Source organism: Acinetobacter sp. YH12041, from assembly GCF_013419975.1.
Lineage (GTDB): Bacteria > Pseudomonadota > Gammaproteobacteria > Pseudomonadales > Moraxellaceae > Acinetobacter.
This window is the reverse complement of record NZ_VOZC01000015.1, coordinates 1-19,488: the sequence shown is the minus strand read 5'-3', so window position 1 is coordinate 19,488 and position 19,488 is coordinate 1. Positions and strand designations below refer to the sequence as shown.

Sequence of the window (19,488 nt, the reverse complement as noted above, 5' to 3'; positions counted from 1 at the left end):
AATGCCAATCTCTCCAATCATAATCCTTAGTAGTTCAACTGTTTTTTTCAATGCTGCACGTCATTTTTTAGACTTGTATATGTGCAACATTGCATCCATTTGTCGAATCGTTACTCATATATAACGTATTTCGATTCATGGATGCTAGTATTATCTTTGAATCAACAGTTTATTTGCTTTTTGATATCCACGTGGTAACAGGGTTCCTTTAGAGCCTCGTTTCCCAATATATTTTTGCAGGTCATCCCCTTTAAGTTTTAATTGTTGCTGTCCTGCAAGCACTTGAATTATTTCATCAAGTTTTAATATTGTCATGGATAAAATTTGATCTTTATCTTCAAGTTGTATCAATTTATTACCTTTACCTTTATTCAGTACAGGTAATTCCGACAGATCAACAATCAGCAGACGGCCAGCTGAACTGAGTAGTGCAACATGAGTTGCGTCTTCCAGCGGCTGCAGGTTCATGACCTGCGCGCCTTCAGATAGATTCAAGAAAGCCTTACCTGCTTTGGCATTGGTATCCAGCTGCTTGGCCTGAGTTTTAAATCCATAGCCTTTACTGCTGACTGCCAGGATTTCCGCATCATCTTCAGCGACCAATACCTGCTTGAAACCAACTCCACTTGCCGGAGACAGTTTTGAACTCAACGGTTCACCGAGTCCTCGTGCGGATGGCAGGCTATTGATTGGCAAGCCATAGCTACGGCCACTATCATCTAATACATAGACGCGTTGATTAGATTTACCTTGGGCATGACTGAGATACTGATCGCCCGCACGGAAATTCAGATTTTCAGCATCCACTTCATGCCCTTTGGCACAGCGAATCCAGCCCGCTTCAGACAATACTACCGTTACAGGATCCGCTGGCAGCATTTCAGTTTCATCAATTGCAGCGGCTTCGGCACGTTGTACGATTGGAGAACGGCGATCATCCCCAAATTTCTTTGCATCCTCTTTGAGTTCATTGATGATCAAAGTTTTTAAAGACTCAGGATTCGCCAGCTGTTCACGAATCACGGCAGCTTTAGCTTCCAGCTCTTCCTGTTCGCGGCGCAGTTCCATTTCTTCAAGCTTGGCCAGATGACGTAGCTTGAGTTCTAAAATGGCTTCGGCCTGAATCTCATCAATACCAAAACGTTCCATCAACACTGGTTTAGGCTGATCTTCCTCACGAATAATCCGAATCACTTCATCAATATTCAAGTAGGCAATGATCAAACCGCCGAGAATATGCAGGCGTTTTTCGATCTTGTTCAGATGATATTGCAGACGGCGAGTGACTGTAGTTTTACGGATTTCGATCCATTCCAGCAGAATACGACGAATCGATTTCACCTGTGGACGGCCATCCGCGCCAATCATGTTCATATTGACACGATAGCTAGACTCAAGATCTGTAGTCGCAAACAGGTGGCTCATTACCGCTTCAGCATCAATACGGTTCGAACGCAATACCACCACTAAACGTGTTGGATTCTCATGATCCGATTCATCACGAACATCAGTGACCAATGGCAGTTTTTTCGCCTGCATCTGGTCCGCGATCTGACTGATAATTTTTGAACCGGATACCTGATACGGTAATTCAGTGATCACGATTTCATTTTTATCAATGGTATATACCGCACGCATGCGGTAACTGCCACGACCTGTCGTCTGAATTTTAAGCAGTTCGGAGGGTGGCGTAATGATTTCCGCTTTGGTCGGTAAATCCGGTCCCGGAATGTATTCTGCCATTTTAGCATCGGTCAGGTTCGGATTACGGATCAGAGCGATAGTACCTTTTACCACTTCGCGCAAGTTGTGCGGTGGAATATCAGTCGCCATCCCTACAGCAATCCCGGTGGTACCATTTAACAGGATATTCGGAACACATGCCGGTAAGTTAATCGGTTCTTTCATCGAACCATCAAAGTTATCCTGCCAGTCACAAGTGCCCTGTCCCAGCTCCGATAAAAGCAGTTCACTATATTGCGACAGTTTGGCTTCAGTATAACGCATCGCCGCGAAAGATTTAGGATCATCCGGTGAACCCCAGTTGCCCTGTCCTTCAATAAACGGATAGCGATAACTGAATGGCTGCGCCATTAAGACCATGGCTTCATAACAGGCCGAGTCACCATGTGGATGGTATTTACCCAGTACATCCCCGACAGTACGTGCCGATTTTTTCGGTTTGCTGGTCCATTTCAGACCCAGTTCACTCATGGCATAGACAATACGGCGCTGTACCGGTTTCAAACCGTCACTGATATGTGGCAATGCACGATCCATAATCACGTACATGGCATAATTTAAATAAGCTTGTTCGGTAAATTCGGCTACGGAACGGTTTTCTGTCGCATGATGCGCAAGGCTTGTCATAACAACCTATAATCCTAAAATTCGTTTTTGTATCAATGTTTCTTATGCTAAGACGCAGCTGTGTGCTGCACAAGGGCAGTAAACTACACAGCGCGACAAATCGTGTCTTATGGGCTAAAAATATCCACTTTATAGCAGCTGAGCAACTAAAAAATCACCAACCTTATAAACCCATAGATTCTAGCGTCTTGCCCTTGGTCTCTTCACCCAGGACTAAAATGACCACAGCTACTGCGATTAATACTGCAGTAAACATGGTAAAGACGTAACTGAAACCATTTGGCATCCCCATCAAATGGGTTACGGCAAAAGGTGCAGCAATCCCGCCAATACGACCAATTGCACCGGCCCAGCCTGAACCAAAAGCACGGATATTGGTTGGATACTGTTCTGGTGTATAGGTATAAAGAACGCCCCATGCCCCCAGATTAAAGAAGGACATCAGACAACCCCAGATTACGATCTCGGTGACACTACCGGACTGGCCAAAGAAATAGGCTGAAATCGCACACATGCCGATAAATCCAGCCAGAGTCGCCTTACGACCGAGTTTTTCGACTAGCCATGCTGCCGCAATATAACCTGGCAATTGCGCTAGAATCATAACCAGGACATATTCAAAAGACTGCACGATGGTATAGCCTTCCTTGACCAGAAGGCTTGGTAACCAGGTAAAAATACCATAGTAGGAGAAAACGATCCCAAACCAGATTAGCCACAGCATCAAGGTGCGGCGGGCAAAAATACCACTCCAGAGCTGGATAAACGAGATATTCTGCTTGGCAGCCACGGGTTTAACTTCAAAGATTTCCATGACTTCGACGCCGCATTTGCGCTCAATCTTTTTGACCAGAGCTTGCGCTTCATCTACCCGGCCACGATTGATCAGATACGGCACCGACTCAGGCACCAGTTTCCAGATTACGATGGCATACAGTGCCGGTATCCCGCCAATCATGAATGCAGCTTGCCAGCCAAAATCAGGAATCACAAAACGCGAAACCAGCGCAGCCACCAGCCAGCCCAAGCCCCAGAAACTTTCCAGCAGCACAATGAAACGACCACGTACCCGTGCCGGGATATATTCACTGACCAGTGTCACCGCAACCGGCAACTGACCCCCTAATCCCAGACCGACAATAAAACGGAATACCAGTAACCAGGTCAGATTCGGCGCAAAGGCACAGGCAGCAGTCGCCAGACTATAAATCACCAGCGTACTGGCAAATACCGTTTTACGTCCCCAGCGATCTGCCAGTCCACCTGAGAAAATCGCTCCAATCGCCATACCGATAAAACCGATCGAAACCACCCAGCTTTTCTGGTCAGCGGTCATCTGCCAGTCTTCAGCCATTTTCGCCAGAATAAAGGAAATCAATCCCGTATCCATGGCATCAAACATCCAGCCAAGACCAATCACCCATAAAAGAGTGTAGTGGAACTTGCCGATCGGCAAGCGCTGTATCCGAGAAACTAAATCCATAACAAAAATCTCTGATCAGGTGAAACGGGAGGTGCTGCTGTCCCAACAGGAGGTTTGATTTTTTATTTTTTTATACTACGAATACGTACGCCTGCGGGAAGTTTTCCCTCCCGCAGTTACCATAATTCATATCAAGATTCGTCTTTGGATGAAGCGGACTGTTCGTCATCATCCTTATAGATAAACTTCGGCATTTCCAGACCGAAATAGATCGCAATCAAACGCAAACTAAAGCCAAAAATCAGGGTGGAAATAATGGTCAGTTCGAGTGACAGACCGAAATTGCTGCAGAGCCAGTAGAAGATGACTGCAACAAAGGAAATACTGGCATACAGTTCACGGCGGAAGACTAAAGGCACATCATTACATAAAATGTCACGTAAAATACCGCCCGATACTCCGGTCAGAACCCCGGCGACCGCACTGACTACAAAACCATGCCCCATTTCCAGCGCAATCTGGCAGCCAATGATGGTAAAGCCAATCAGGCCCAAGGCATCCAGTACCAGGAAGATATTGCGTAAATGGCGCATCCATTTGGCAATCAGGATGGTGACAAAGGCGGCACAGCAAGTCAGCACCAGATATTCCGGGTGTTTGACCCAGGTCAAAGGATAATGGCCAAGTAGTACATCACGTACCGAACCACCACCGAGCGCCGTAACACAGGCAATAATCGTGACCCCAAACCAGTCCATACTACGCCGACCGGCAGACAAGGCTCCGGTCATGGCTTCAGCGGTAATTGCAATAATATAGATGACGGTCAGTAACATCGCCCTGCTTCCACCTGAGGCTATGAGATGGCGGCTATTCTAAGCTAAATCTATGTGAAAATTATAAAAAATGCGCACAACATTGCTTAAATTTTTTCCCGGAGCCACAGATGCACGGCTGTTTCATTGTAAACTGTTGATCTGTCGTTGGATCCAGAAAGTACCAGCGATTCTCGAACTTCACAAAATGTGAAATTTCATGATGAATCTGGGCCTGCTTGCCATCGTGATAATATGCTTTGAACTCGACCAGCGCATGGGTCTTGTCCAGTTTTTCATTGGCTTGCACGATTTCCAGCTTCAGCCATTGATTGGTTCTACTCCATTCAGCAATGGCTGGCATGTCCAAAGCCTGCTGCTGTCCACGGGCAGTAGTCTGCTGGATATAATCAATTTCATGCTTGGCAAAGGCACTATACCGCGAGCGCATTAATTGCTCGGCGTTTTGAGCCAATTGCTGGCCCTGATGTAGTGGCTGGCAACAGCTTGCGTATTCACCTCGTCCACATGGACATGCTTCTGACATCTCAATTCCATAAAAAATAGCCCGACAGTGCGGGCTATTTTAGCAAACTTTTAGCTTCGTCCTTCGGGCGCTGAACTAGTCTTTCCGGTTCGCTGGGGCAATGATATGCACCTTATCAATCTTGTGGCCGTCCATCGTGACCACCTCAAAGATATAATCATCTGCTTCGAGCTTTTCGCCATTTTCTGGCAAGCGCCCCAGATGGAACAGAATATAACCCGACAATGTCGAATATTCTTCCGTTTCATTGACCAGATCACGATCCAGAAGCAGTGACACATGGCGAATATCGGTTGAACCATCCAGAATCAGGCTGCCATCTTCCAGGCTTTCTACAGCTGCTTCTAGCTGGTCTTCATCCGGGAATTCACCGGCAATCGCTTCCAGCACATCAATCGGTGTCGCCACCCCTTCAATTGAACCATATTCATTCAATACCAGTGCCATTTGTAGCGGTGCCTGACGTAGCTGATCCATCACCATCAAGACCTGAGCATTTTCATGCACAATCACAGGTTCACGCAGATGTTTTTCGAAGTCCAAAATACCTGTTTCGATGTATTCATTCAGGACTTTATGGGTTAGCACGACCCCAGCAATATTGTCCAGTTCACCACGCGCCACAATCAGGCGTGAATGGCTCATATGCAATAACTGCTCTTTGATACTGGCATGATCATTTTCCAGATCAATCCATTCCAGTTCAGGACGCGGTGTCATCACCGATTTCACCGGACGTTCTGACAGGCCAAGTACGCCCTGCACCATAACGCTATGGTAGACTCCACTTTCGTCGTCATCAAAGACTTCATCAGCAAAGGCACGAGTCGCCAGTACATCTTCCGGTTCAGAAGAATCATTGTCCTGAGCCGGTTTACCGCCCAGCATACGCATTACGGCAGACGCAGTACGGTAACGCATATCAGTTGTCGTCACCATTTTTTCCTGATTGCGTTTCATGGTCTGGTTAATGAACTCGACAATCACCGAGAAACCAATCGCGGCATACAGATAGCCTTTTGGAATATGGAAACCGAAGCCTTCAACCACCAGCGAGAAACCAATCATCATCAGGAAGCCCAGACAGAGAATCACTACTGTCGGGTGCTTGTTGACGAAATCCATGAGGGCTTTAGAGGCCCACAACATGATACCGACCGCAATAATCACCGCGATCATCATCACAGACAGATCTTTGACCATACCAACCGCAGTAATCACGCTGTCGAGCGAGAACACGGCGTCCAGTACCACGATCTGCACAATCACCATCCAGAACACCGCCTGAACCGGATTTTCTTCCTTGGTCACAGGTTTGGCTTCCAGACGCTCATGCAGCTCCATAGTGCCTTTAAACAGCAGGAATACACCACCGAATAATAAGATCAGGTCGCGTCCTGAAAATGGATGCTCAAAGATATGGAATAGCGGTTCAGTAAGCGTTACGACCCAGGCAATCGATGCCAGCAACACCAGTCGCATTAACAGCGCCAAGCCCAGACCGGTAATACGCGCTGCATTACGCTGTTCGGGTGGAAGCTTTTCCGCCAGAATTGCAATAAAGACCAGGTTATCGATCCCGAGTACAATTTCAAGAACAATCAGTGTGAGTAAGCCAATCCAGGCAGAGGGATCTGACATCCATTCAAAAATCATTGCATCTGCTCCTCTAACCGAGGAGAAAAGCAAGTATTTGCATGATGAGATACAGGTTGATACCCGACTTGAATTAAAGACTTGATAATGTGACGTTTTACTGAATTAAAGCGCCAACTTCGACTACCCATGTGAGTTCTATTGTAGTAAGACAGACTTTCAGTATATCAAGAACAGCATGAAATTCACCTGTTTTCATCCGGGATTATGGATGAATTTGAATGAAAGATTTTGTCCTAAAATGAGGTCTGCTCATGGAATTGTCATATTTGTTAACTAAGTTATAGTAAGTAGATAAAAAAATGATAAGGTGAAAAAAATAAATGCAAAGTGTAATGGAAATGACCGATTATTTTAATGATAACTCCCCAAAAACAACACGCCCGCTAGTAGCTTTATATTGTGGCTCTCGTGCCGGCAACAAACCGATTTATCTGGAAAAAGCGATTCAACTGTCACAAGGTCTGGCCGAACATGGTTTTGGTCTGGTCTATGGCGGCGCCAGTATTGGTCTGATGGGCCAGGTGGCAGACACCATGATTCAGCATGGTGGTGAAGCGGTGGGCGTGATTCCGGAATTTATGCTGGATTATGAGATTGCCCATCCTCAACTCACAGAACTGCATATCGTCACCAGCATGCATCAGCGTAAGGCCATGATGGCAGATCGTGCCTGTGCCTTTGTCGCCTTGCCGGGTGGATTGGGAACCTTTGAAGAAATTCTGGAAATTGCGACCTGGGGTCAGCTGAACCAGCATCAAAAACCGATGATGCTGTATAACGTCAATGGCTTTTATAATCCCCTGATTGCCCAGCTTGATCTTGCGGTGCAGGAAGGCTTCTTGCCGCCCCAACATCGGGCTAAACTGATTATCTGTGAACATGCAGATCAGATTTATACCACCTTGCTGAATCTGGATGCTCCGCAACGTTTTGTGGTTTAAATTTTTCATCTGCTTTAAATAGCAATGATTTAAAGCCATAAAAAAGCGAGCTTGATGCTCGCTTTTTCATTTATACATGCAAAGACATTAACCAGAAATCGTGTGATAGAACCAAGGCAAGGTCGTCGCTAGGAACACACTAATGGCTAGGCCGAACATCAGTTTCATGGCATCTTTGCTGACATTCCGGGAAGTACGGTGTTTATTGACTTCAGTCACCAGCATTGAAATCGCAAATTCACGACCGGCCAGTAACCCCAAGAATACCCAAGTGGTACTCATCGGGATGTTACTCCACTCTTTGAACACCAGCAGAATCAGCGCATAAATGAAGTCGATAATCGTAGCAGAACGGACATCGGTCACCCCAGTCTTGGTATCGACAATATTCTGGATAGCTCCACCACGCTGGTAAAGAATCATGCCCAGTAGTATCACAAAGACAGAAATGGCAAAGATCAGGAACTCAAACGGCACCTGACGTGGCACATAAACAAAGATATTGGCCAGATCCTGGATCAGCCACTGGCTCCACAGAAATGCCGTAGATAGCCATTGCAAGGCCATCCACATTGGGGAGTGTTGCTGATCACGGGTTTCACTGAAATAGACCGCGAGTTTTTTCATGACCAGACGATAGATTACAATCGCCACAAAGAAAGCGACGGCGTAACCCATCATTGACTTGGTCAGCATGGAACCCAGACTGCTCGGGGAGAAAATCGTGAGCACCAAGAAAGTAGTACTGACCGGAATGCCATATTTGGTCAAAATGATCAGTAAAAGAGGCGGTACCACATATAGCCAGGTGACCCCATCTTCAGGGAAAGGAATGGTTTCCAGACGTCCATAAGAGGCATCCCCTACCCCAGAAGCAAACCAGCCATAAATTAACACCACAACCAGAATAGTACTGATGTAAATCCAGAGTACCCACCATGGGCGATGTGAGTTCGATGAAATAAATGTTCCTAATGTTTGCGGAACATCATTCCCCACGATGGAATAGGCGGCCAGACAGAAGCCAACTACCATCAGAATCTCGATGGTCATAAGTACAAAACCTTTTACTAGACAGTTCCCAGTACAGCAGTTCTGGAAGTTTGCCCCAGATTATGACGGTTTTATTTCATTTTCATGACATTTCCGTCATATTTTTTTGTAGCCTGCTCCTTAAAAAGAAGCTTGAAGTGTTCCAAAAATGACGTATTTATGAATCTGTATCAATTTGAGAGGTTCGCAGTATAGAAATATATCTTTTACCCTTTCCTCTTCAATAACTGAAATCAGGCTGTGAATTCATTAGCATTTTGTCTACACGACTCCTATTCACAATCGTTTTTATTTCAGTCACACTGCTGCATAGATTTCTTTAAACTATTCAAAATAGATGATTTTTTAAATCCATGAATGTCACTCCTACGCATCAATCCCTACAACCTGAATTCAGACTGCTGGTCTTGCTGGTATCGATTGGCTTTTTCATGCAAGGCCTGGATACCACGATTATCAATACCGCCTTGCCTGCGATTGCCAGTAACCTGCAGGAAGATCCGTTACGGATGCATAGTGTGGTGGTGGCCTATGTGCTTTCTGTGGCAGCCTGCATTCCCTTAAGTGGCTGGCTGGCAGATCGCTTTGGGGTTCGGAATATCTATTTTGCAGCGATCATTATTTTTGCTCTGGCCTCACTCGGCTGTGCCTGGTCTGAGAATCTGAATGAACTACTGGTTTATCGGGTATTTCAGGGCATTGGAGGTGCTTTGCTGCTTCCAGTCGGACGACTGGCCATGCTGAAAATTATTCCTCGTACCCAGTTTCTGTCCGCCATGAGCCTGATGAGTCTGGCAGGACTGATGGGTCCTCTGATCGGTCCGACCTTAGGTGGCTGGATGGTAGAATACCTGTCCTGGCACTGGATTTTCCTGATCAATCTGCCGATTGGTCTGCTCGGTGCATTGATTACCTTTAAAGCTATGCCGAATATCACTGAACCGACGGTACAGCGTTTTGATTTTGGCGGTTTTATTTTACTGGTCATCGCGATGATCGGCTTGTGTCTAGGGATTGAAAACTTTGCCAATCCACAATATCCACTCTGGTGGAGCTTAAGCCTGGTCGGAAGTGGTCTGATTGCCTCACTCATCTACGCCTACCACTCGCATACTCATCTGAACGCGCTTTTTCGCAGTAAATTATTTAAAAACAAAATTTATTCGATTGGCATTCTAGGTAATTTCTTTGCCCGACTCGGCGGCAACTCGATTCCGTTTTTGCTACCTTTAATGTTGCAGGTCGCTTTTGGTTTTGAACCTTTTATTACCGGTTTACTGATGATTCCAACCGTACTCGGTTCTTTAGCATCTAAACCGATTATCCGCAAAATCATTCAACGTTTCGGTTATCGTAGAGTCTTGTTGATCAACACCTTGCTGGTCGGTCTATGTATTGCCAGTTTTGCCTTGACTACGGCGGAAACCCCTATCTGGCTAAGAGCCATTCATTTCTTTGTGTTCGGGATTCTGAATTCGCTGCAATTTGTCTCGATGAATACGCTGACTTTAAAAGATTTAAGCCAGCAGGATGCCAGCAGTGGTAACAGTTTTCTGTCGATGATCATGATGCTGTCAATGAGTATCGGGGTGGCACTGGCAGGTACGCTAGTGAATATGTTTAGTGCCTACTTCGGCCCTGAGCAGCTGGATAATGCCTTCCACGTTTCGCTGCTCTGTCTAGGCTGTATTAACATTATTGCTGCCTATATTTTCTGGCATATCCCCAAAAACACACCAGTCTAGGGCAGAATATAAACTCGATATGAATATCTCTAGATTAGGCCACCGTGCACATGAAAGCAGCTCCTACTTCTAGCAACTGGAAAAAATACTCAGTGATTGCAGTCGGGCTGCTGATTACGCTTGTGGTAACCACTGTGCTTTATCTGCTGGTTTTCAAACAGCCATCAGCGCATGCAGCAGATTATTCGATTCATGGTTTTGATGTTTCCCATCATCAGAAAGAAATAGACTGGAAGAAAATCCCAAAACAGAAATATAAATTTGTCTATTTAAAATCCACAGAAGGCGGTGATTTTAAAGATACCAAGTTTCAGGAATACTGGCTGCAGGCCCGCGAACAGGGCTTTCTGGTCGGTGCTTATCATTTTTACCGGCTTTGCCGTGATGGCAGCATTCAGGCTCAGAATTTTATAGAGTCGGTTCCGCGTAAAAGTGATGCCCTGCCACCCGTAATGGATCTGGAATATGACAGCAAATGCATCAATCACTATTCCAAAGAGCAGATGCTCAAGGAAATCCGGATCATGCATGATGCCTTAAAACACCATTATGGCAAGCAGCCGATCTTCTATGTGTCCAAATCTTTTTATAACATCGTGCTGGCGGGAGAGTTTGCTGACGTACCGCTCTGGGTACGTGAGTACCAAGGTTTGCCAGATTTAAAGGGTCAGCCTAAATGGACCTTCTGGCAGCATAGCAGTCAGGGTGAAATTCCCGGCATTGCCCGTACTGTGGACCTGAATGTGTTTTATGGCTCGGAGCAGGACTGGATCAAATTTTTACAGCAGAACAGTATTCCCACCCCAGATCAGTCCCAGCCTCCGGCCAAGAAATAAACTCAATTTCTCCCTGATTCAACCATGAAATGGATATTGAATTATTTAGGCAGGATATGCTTCGTCTTGAATAATGCTTTAGCCTGTTTACTTGTCAATCCGGTCTCTTCCCAATCCAGCTAAAGCCACTTAAGATACTGGATATGCGCAAAATTATTCATATCGATATGGATGCCTTCTACGCCTCAGTCGAGCTGCGTGAGCGTCCGGAGCTGAACGCTCTGCCTGTGGTGATTGCCTCGCATCATCCGCGGGCAGTGGTCGCGGCTGCCTCCTATCCGGCCCGCGAATTCGGACTGCGCTCTGCCATGCCGATGACTCAAGCACGTAAGCTCTGCCCTCAGGTCATCGTGATTGAACCGGATTTTGCCAAATACCGTCAGGTCTCTGGTCAGATTCATCAAATATTTCAAACTTATACCAAGGTCATCGAACCGTTGTCTCTGGATGAAGCTTATCTGGATGTCACCGAAAATTTGCAGCAGATTCCAAGTGCCACTGAAGTGGCAATGCGCATTCGTGAAGATATTTTTCAAACTACTGGACTAACCGCTTCTGCCGGCGTGGCCCCGAATAAATTTCTCGCTAAAATCGCCTCTGACTGGCATAAGCCGAATGGAATCTGTGTTATCAAACCTTCACAAGTACAGCGTTTTATTCAGGATCTTCCACTGAAGAAAATTCCCGGTGTAGGCAAAGTCACTCAAGAAAAACTAAAAAGTTTGAATCTGGAAACCTTGGGAGATTTACAGCAGACTGAAGAAGCGATCCTGATTCAACATTTTGGCAAATATGGACGGCGTCTTTTTCTTTATGCTCAAGGCATTGATGATCGGCCAGTTGAAGCTGAACGGGAACGCCAACAGATTTCCAAGGAAACGACTTTCGATGATGATCTGTATTTACCGCAATGCCAGCCTTACTGGCAGCCATTAATTGCCCAGCTCTGGCAGAGTCTGGAAAAAAAACAGCTCTCTGCCCGCGGGGTTACTGTAAAACTGAGAATGAAAAATTTTCAGACCATGCAGCATAGTAAAAGCTTCAGCCAGCTGCTGCGTAGCCCGCAAGAACTGGAGCAGGCTTTACACTTATTGCTTCAAGAGATGCATATTACTCCTCAACTGCAGTTTCGGCTGATTGGGCTTGGCGTCTATCAGCTCGCTGCACGTGAAACAGAAACGCAATTGCTGCTGCTTTAGGCCTATTTTGTACAAGTATTAGACGTTAGTTTAAAAATACGGCAACTTTGTTTTTACATTTTGAATTTTTGGAGTACTCTATCTGCGCAATGCATTATCCATGTATGTGCTGAGATGCTGAAAATCACCTTTACTTTCAGCATACTGTCCTGTGATTGGCGTGACGATCAAATCCGAATATTACAGGGCAACTCTGATGTATCTCATGGAATCCCTCCCTGCATGTCCTCTGTAAATTCTTCTGTTATTCAAGAACGACGCGCGCGTAAAGCGGCGTTATCCAGTTTTGTTGGTGCTGTTGTCGATTGGTATGATTTTCTCCTTTACGGCATTGTTGCAGCCTTAATTTTTAAAGACCAGTTTTTCCCAAGCATTGGTGCCAATATGGGTACCTTGGCGGCTTTAGCCACCTTTGGGGTAGGCTTCCTGTTTCGTCCTCTAGGCGGTGTGGTATTTGGTCATTTCGGCGACAAGCTCGGCCGCAAGAAAATGCTGGTTCTGACTGTGGTCCTGATGGGGATTTCCACCGTCGGGATTGGTTTTTTACCTAATTTCGAAGCTATTGGCTGGTGGGCACCGGTTTTACTGGTGACCCTGCGTGCCATTCAAGGCTTTGCAGTCGGTGGGGAATGGGGTGGTGCTGCCCTGATGGCGGTGGAAAATGCCCCTAAAGGCAAAAAGGCCTTTTATAGCAGTGGCGTTCAGGTCGGCTATGGCGTAGGTCTGGTACTGGCAACGGGTGCGGTATCCGTTATTATTGCCACACTGGGTGAAGAGGCTTTTGCTGAATGGGCTTGGCGCATTCCGTTTATTGCCAGTATCGTGCTGATCGGGATTGCGATGTGGATTCGCCGTGATCAGGATGAATCTCAAGAATTCGTAGAGAAAGTGATTAAGGCAGATCATCATCCAGAAAAACTGCCAATCTTGCAGGCCATCAGCAAACATCCTAAAGCTTTCTTTTATATTATTGCCTTACGTTTGACCGAACTGCTGACCATGTATCTGGTCACCAACTTTGCCCTAAACTATTCCACCAATAATCTGGGCATGGACAAACAGTTCTTCCTGAATATTACCCTGATGGTCGGTGCGATCAGCTGTTTCAGTATTCCTTTCTTTGCCTGGCTATCGGATAAAATCCAGCATAAAACCATGTGCGTCTGGGGTGGTCTGATCGGTGCACTGTCTGCCTTTCCGTTTTTTATGGCACTGGATGCACAAAATACCTGGATGATTATTGTTGGCGCCATTCTACTGGCCAATGTCGCGCATGACATGGTGGTCAGCGTGCATCAACCGATTTTTACCTCGCTATTTGGTACGGAATATCGCTATAGCGGTGCCGGAGTCGGTTATCAGGTCGCCAGTATTATTGGTGGTGGTTTTACCCCAATGATTGCAGCCTCCTTAGTGATTTGGGGTGATGGTTCATGGCATTATGTAGCCATCTATCTTGCGATAGGCTGCCTATTGACTGCATTAGTCGCAGCCTTGATGCCAAAAACCAAGGATTAAGCTGATGTCTGTTCAACGTTTGCATGTTTCACAACGCTTTTCTGAGATCGCCATTGCCGGCAATCTGGTTCATCTCGCCGGTCAGTTGGCGACAGACCTGGATCTGGATATCAAAGGTCAAACCCAGCAGACACTGGATATTATCGACCAGTTCCTGGCGGATGCCGGTACCGATAAAAGCCAGATCATGTCGGTGACGATTTATCTCAAAGATATTGAAAAAGATTATGCAGCATTTAATGAAGTCTGGGATGCTTGGGTAGCGGATATTCAAGCCCTGCCCCGCACTTGTGTCGAAGCTAAACTGTATGATCCACGCGTGTTAGTGGAACTGACTGTCATAGCCGTCAAACCTGAATAGACTTCTTAGGCCTAATTGCTACTCATCTAAAATAGAAAAAAGTATGCGCTTGGCATACTTTTTTCGTTTAGGTTCTATCAGTTTAATGCTTTGACTTTACGTCGTTCCAGATCTGAATAGAGATGATATTTTTTGAGATCATTCACAGCGGTAAATCTCTGGTCTTTACTGGAATGCTCCTGCTCACGCAGGAAATCTCCTCGTAACTGATAATATTCCGGTACATCTTCATAGCGAATGACCCGATAACCGGCCATAGTCAACAAGGCATCCTGAAATTGCGCCTGCTGTGGACGTTTTAAAATCACCGGATCATCGACGGCTACAATGGCAACAATCTGATATTGCTGATCCAGAATCACAAAATCTGCAATCAGATCACGATACTTGTGCCGGGTACGACCAAATTTGGTAGTAAGTAGTGCATCATAAGAAACATGGGCCAGTACAATATAATCAGGCAATACTTCTTTCAGGCGTGTAAACGTCAGTTGTTCATTTGGATTAAAAATAGCGCGCTGTTTTAAGGCGCTGTCTTGTGGTTTTGGGCTATTCCTTAGCTGCTTCCATGCCATGAGCACGACACAGAACACCAAGAAACTCCCTATAATCATATAGGTGGTCATGACTCAATCCTTGCATTCTTATAATCATTCTTGTTTTATTGTTATCCAGTATAAACCCATACTATTTTTAAAATTGCCCTGCTACCATTCTGTGTAGAGACCAATACAATTCTTAGCAAAACTTGATTGCCAGTTACTTAAAAACCGCTTTTTGCTATTTCAATAGAAATTAGGGTTAAATCCTTATATGCGACTGTAAAATAGTCTCCTGATAGATCGCAATATAAATCGGTTGAACTGTAAGACAATTCCGACAAAGTGTTATTTTTATATCATTTTTCAAAAATTTAAATCGACTAAAAATAAAATATTTTACATTTTAATTGAGAACCTGAAAGCCGCATCAATAAAGTCTGAACATAAAAAAGACACCCGAAGTGTCTTTTTTATCAGCTTAATCAAGCACGTGATTTTGGCTTTGATTTTGCTTTAGGTTTAGGGCCGCCGAATGGCTTTTTCGCATCACCCGTTTCACGCGGTGGCAGACCAGTATGCTGGGTCAGAATCTGGCCTTTTTTCGGACGGTTATTTTGAGCCTGACCACGATTACCTGGGTTAGCAGTACGTTTCTGTGAATCACCCGCTACAGTCGAATTCTTCTTACGTGCAGACTGGTATTGCCCATCTGTACCAGCAGGTTGATAGGTTGGAATCAGATGCTGTTTCGAGTTACCAATCAGATCCTGACGCCCCATTTCCTTTAAAGCTTCACGCAATAAAGGCCAGTTGTTTGGATCATGATAACGCAAGAAGGCTTTATGCAGACGACGACGTTTCTCACCTTTCACGATGTCCACATCTTCAGTATAACGCGCGACTTTCGCCAGCGGGTTTTTACCGGTGTAGTACATGGTGGTTGCAGTGGCCATTGGTGATGGATAGAAGGTTTGTACCTGATCGGCACGGAAACCATTCTTTTTCAACCAGATTGCCAGATTCATCATGTCGTAATCAGTGGTACCCGGATGCGCTGCAATGAAATAAGGAATCAGATACTGTTCCTTACCGGCTTCTTTACTGAAACGGTCAAACATCTGCTTGAAGCGGTCATACGTCCCGATCCCCGGTTTCATCATCTTGGATAATGGACCTTTCTCGGTATGCTCTGGTGCAATCTTCAGATAACCACCCACATGATGGGTGACCAGCTCTCTGACATATTCCGGGTTCAATACGGCAAGGTCATAACGCAGACCAGAACCGATCAGAATCTTTTTAATACCCGGTAAAGCACGTGCCTTACGATACAACTGAGTCAACGGTGCATGGTCGGTATGCAGATTTTGACACACACCCGGGAACACACAAGATGGTTTACGACAGTTCTTCTCAATCTCAGGATCTTTACATGCCAAACGGTACATGTTGGCTGTTGGGCCACCTAAATCCGAGATAATGCCGGTAAAGCCGGGTGCGGTATCACGAATTTTTTCTACTTCACGCAGGATTGATTCTTCAGAACGGTTCTGGATGATACGGCCTTCATGCTCGGTGATCGAACAGAAAGTACAGCCACCGAAACAGCCACGCATGATGTTCACCGAGAACTTGATCATGTCAAAGGCCGGAAAGCGTGCATTACCATAGGATGGATGCGGCAGACGTGCATAAGGCAGGTCGAACACATAATCCATTTCTTCGGTAGTTAATGGAATCGGTGGCGGATTGATCCACACATCACGTTCACCATGTTTTTGTACCAAGGCACGCGCGTTCCCTGGATTGGTTTCCAGATGTAGAATACGGTTCGCATGCGCATACAGCACAGGATCATTCGCGACTTCTTCAAAAGAAGGCAAACGAATCACTGCTAATTCACGTGGTGGTAATTTATGTTTAATCGCTTTAGATGCCGGTTGTAGCTGCACGATTTGCGTATCTGGATCTAAATCATCCCCTTCACGCACGATTGGATTCGCTACGACTTCTTTCTGGAAATTCTGGTATTGGCTTAAGCTGTTGCCTTTATCTTTTTCAATTTCACAGCCATCAATATCTTCGCTCATCACATACGGGTTGATGATCGGATCGACACGGCCAATGGTGTCGACATCATTGGATGCAATTTCCACAAACTGGGCTTTCGCAGCACGGTTATGTTTATTGATAATGAATGCGGTACCACGAACATCAGTAATCTGATGAATCTTTTCACCCTTAGCCAGGCGATGCATGATTTCAATGATCGAGCGTTCGCCATTACCGTACATCAACAAGTCCGCTTTAGAATCCATTAAGATCGAACGACGGACTTTATCTGACCAGTAGTCATAATGTGCGATACGACGTAATGAACCTTCAATACCACCGAGTAATACCGGCACATCCGGGAAAGCTTCACGACAACGTTGGCAATAGACGGTTGCTGCGCGGTCTGGACGTTTATTCGGCTGGTTATCTGGAGAATAAGCATCATCTGAACGAATCTTACGATCCGCCGTATAACGGTTAATCATCGAGTCCATATTACCGGCAGAAACGCCCCAGGCAATATTCGGCTTACCGAGTACACGGAAGGCTTCTACATTGGTCCAGTCTGGCTGGGCAATAATCCCCACGCGGAAACCTTGTGCTTCGAGCACACGTCCAATGATCCCGGTCACAAATGACGGGTGGTCAATATAGGCATCACCGCAGACAAAAATAAAGTCACAACTGTCCCAACCGAGTTGGTCCATTTCCTCGCGTGACATCGGCAAAAAAGGCGCGGGTTCAAAACATGACGCCCAATATTTGTCGTAATCAAACAACGCTTTAGGCGCAGTCTGAGCGGTATAAGCAGTAGACATGGCTAGCAATTCTCGGCTGGCAGATGGAAGATCAGAAAAGTGATCAAAGATGAAAGCCGAGTATTTTAGCATGAATTCGGCTTAGGTTGCTTGATTATAATTTATACAAAAACAGCTTTAAGACCTTTATTAGGAATATATACTCATCCTGATTTTGAAGAATCATTTATAGGTTTTAAACGCTGTGCCATCAGCAAGCCTAATCCTAAAATAATAGCGATAAATACACTTAGTCCTAACCATCCGGAATTTTCCCAGACCAGTCCACTCGAACTTCCAAGTAAGCTTGAACCCAGGTAGTAACAGAACAAATAAAGGGACGAACCTACCGCACGATACTGTAAGGATTGCACCGATACCCAGCTACTGGCAGTTGAATGAGCCGCAAAAAAGGAAAAGGTAAAAATCAGCAAACCAATAAAGACTAAAGCCAAGTTATTAATCAACATTAAGGCTAAGCCAAACAGCATGGTACAAAGCATGGCGGCAAGTACCCTATAACGTCCAAACTTCCTGCTCCAAGCTGCGGCTCGTGGCGAGCTATAAATTCCAGCCAGATAAGTAATCGAAATCAGACCAATCCAGACATGAGACAATTCAAATGGCGCTTGAATCAAACGATAACTCAGATAGTTAAATACCGAGACAAATCCCCCCATCAGGATAAAGCCCTGTAAAAACAGAATTCTTAATTTAGGATCACTCAGATTCTGCTGAAATGCTCTGATAAAACGGCTGAATTGAATTGGATAAGCCTGAAAGTGTCTGGACTTAGGTAATAGAAAATAGAAGGTTATAGCGATACATAGGTTCAGTAACCCAATGATCAGAGTCGCGGATTGCCAGGAAATAAAATCGACCAATGTCCCTGCGATCAACCGTCCGCTCATGCCCCCAATCGCAGTTCCGGAAATATACAGCCCCATGGCAAAGCCCACATCCTGCTCTACCACTTCCTCTCCAATATAAGTCATCGTCACGGCTGCCACACCACTGACCGTTAAACCAATCAGTACTCGTGTGGCTAGAAATATCGACCAGATTGGCAGTAAAGCACTGAGTAACAGTAAGACTGAAACTGAAAATAAAGACCAGACCATAATCGGCTTACGGCCAAAACGGTCTGAAATCAGACCAGTAAAGATCAAGCCAACAGCTAGTGCAATCGTAGAGAATGAAAGCGGAAAACTGCTTTGTGTCGGAGAAATATGAAAATAGTCTGCCAGAATCGGCATCATGGGCTGGACACAATACAGCGATGAGAAAATCGCAAAACCCGCCAGAAATAAGGAGAATAAAATAGCTTTAAAAGCAGATGAACCATATGCGATATAGCTTGAAGATGAATTTGAGGACATATCCGCTCCATGAACCTGCTCAGTATACGCCTCTCAATTCGCCTTTTATATGATGATTCAGTTTAAATAACCATCGAATAATTAATTTTCTTAAACCCCACGCATAAAAAAAGCCCCCTGTATGAGCAGAGGGCTTTTGGAATAATGAGCTGGCGATGACTTACTCTCACATGGGAGACCCCACACTACCATCAGCGCTAAGAGGTTTCACTTCTGAGTTCGGGAAGGGATCAGGTGGTTCACTCTTG

Annotated in this window: 15 protein-coding genes and 1 rRNA gene; 6 read left to right on the top strand and 10 right to left on the bottom strand. The window is 45.4% G+C overall.

Annotated features, from left to right (window positions below; translation table 11 throughout):
* Positions 1-150 precede the first annotated feature (150 nt).
* From parC to FTU00_RS11575, 5 genes are all read right to left on the bottom strand, one after another.
* Positions 151-2,370 (bottom strand): DNA topoisomerase IV subunit A, encoded by a 2,220-nt coding sequence (parC, locus tag FTU00_RS11595; protein WP_180179739.1) that lies wholly within the window; start codon positions 2,368-2,370, stop codon positions 151-153.
* Positions 2,371-2,533: 163 nt separating this feature from the next.
* Complete coding sequence (locus FTU00_RS11590; protein WP_159123944.1) at positions 2,534-3,853, bottom strand: MFS transporter; 1,320 nt, start codon at positions 3,851-3,853, stop codon at positions 2,534-2,536.
* 131 nt (positions 3,854-3,984) lie between these two features.
* Positions 3,985-4,629 carry a trimeric intracellular cation channel family protein gene (locus tag FTU00_RS11585; protein WP_034169794.1) on the bottom strand — a complete coding sequence of 215 codons (645 nt, stop codon included), beginning with the start codon at positions 4,627-4,629 and terminating at the stop codon, positions 3,985-3,987.
* Positions 4,630-4,690: 61 nt separating this feature from the next.
* Complete coding sequence (locus tag FTU00_RS11580; protein WP_180179738.1) at positions 4,691-5,155, bottom strand: YchJ family protein; 465 nt, start codon at positions 5,153-5,155, stop codon at positions 4,691-4,693.
* Between the two features lie 75 nt (positions 5,156-5,230).
* On the bottom strand, positions 5,231-6,811 hold the full coding sequence (locus FTU00_RS11575; RefSeq protein ID WP_159123942.1) for a TerC family protein: 1,581 nt from the start codon (positions 6,809-6,811) through the stop codon (positions 5,231-5,233).
* Between the two features lie 323 nt (positions 6,812-7,134).
* On the opposite strand from FTU00_RS11575, the gene FTU00_RS11570 reads away from it, so the two are divergent.
* Entirely contained in the window at positions 7,135-7,755 is a 621-nt protein-coding gene (locus FTU00_RS11570) for a TIGR00730 family Rossman fold protein (protein WP_034703864.1), read from the top strand.
* An 87-nt stretch (positions 7,756-7,842) separates the two neighbouring features.
* Here FTU00_RS11570 and FTU00_RS11565 read toward each other — a convergent pair whose 3' ends face one another.
* Positions 7,843-8,808, bottom strand: a complete 966-nt coding sequence (locus FTU00_RS11565) for a hypothetical protein (protein ID WP_034169797.1) — start codon at positions 8,806-8,808, stop codon at positions 7,843-7,845.
* Between the two features lie 353 nt (positions 8,809-9,161).
* Here FTU00_RS11565 and mdtD point away from each other — a divergent pair, with 353 nt between their 5' ends.
* From mdtD to FTU00_RS11540, 5 genes are all read left to right on the top strand, one after another.
* A complete protein-coding gene (gene mdtD / locus FTU00_RS11560; RefSeq protein WP_179992221.1) occupies positions 9,162-10,553 on the top strand; it encodes a multidrug transporter subunit MdtD in 1,392 nt (463 codons plus the stop codon).
* A 50-nt stretch (positions 10,554-10,603) separates the two neighbouring features.
* The gene (locus FTU00_RS11555; RefSeq protein WP_180179737.1) at positions 10,604-11,389 is read left to right on the top strand and encodes a GH25 family lysozyme; all 786 of its coding nucleotides are present in this window, start codon (positions 10,604-10,606) and stop codon (positions 11,387-11,389) included.
* Between the two features lie 143 nt (positions 11,390-11,532).
* Complete coding sequence (gene dinB / locus FTU00_RS11550; RefSeq protein WP_180179736.1) at positions 11,533-12,588, top strand: DNA polymerase IV; 1,056 nt, start codon at positions 11,533-11,535, stop codon at positions 12,586-12,588.
* A 222-nt stretch (positions 12,589-12,810) separates the two neighbouring features.
* The gene (gene shiA / locus FTU00_RS11545; protein WP_179992224.1) at positions 12,811-14,106 is read left to right on the top strand and encodes a shikimate transporter; all 1,296 of its coding nucleotides are present in this window, start codon (positions 12,811-12,813) and stop codon (positions 14,104-14,106) included.
* Positions 14,107-14,110: 4 nt separating this feature from the next.
* Positions 14,111-14,467 (top strand): RidA family protein, encoded by a 357-nt coding sequence (locus FTU00_RS11540; protein ID WP_180179735.1) that lies wholly within the window; start codon positions 14,111-14,113, stop codon positions 14,465-14,467.
* A 77-nt stretch (positions 14,468-14,544) separates the two neighbouring features.
* Here the strand turns inward: FTU00_RS11540 and FTU00_RS11535 are convergent, their stop codons facing one another.
* From FTU00_RS11535 to rrf, 4 genes are all read right to left on the bottom strand, one after another.
* The gene (locus tag FTU00_RS11535) at positions 14,545-15,093 is read right to left on the bottom strand and encodes a DUF2726 domain-containing protein (protein ID WP_166136543.1); all 549 of its coding nucleotides are present in this window, start codon (positions 15,091-15,093) and stop codon (positions 14,545-14,547) included.
* A gap of 398 nt (positions 15,094-15,491) precedes the next feature.
* Positions 15,492-17,882 (bottom strand): YgiQ family radical SAM protein, encoded by a 2,391-nt coding sequence (locus FTU00_RS11530; RefSeq protein ID WP_180139989.1) that lies wholly within the window; start codon positions 17,880-17,882, stop codon positions 15,492-15,494.
* Positions 17,883-18,025: 143 nt separating this feature from the next.
* A complete protein-coding gene (locus FTU00_RS11525; protein ID WP_180179734.1) occupies positions 18,026-19,240 on the bottom strand; it encodes an MFS transporter in 1,215 nt (404 codons plus the stop codon).
* A gap of 147 nt (positions 19,241-19,387) precedes the next feature.
* Positions 19,388-19,488: ribosomal RNA gene (gene rrf, locus FTU00_RS11520) — 5S ribosomal RNA — on the bottom strand; the annotation flags it as partial.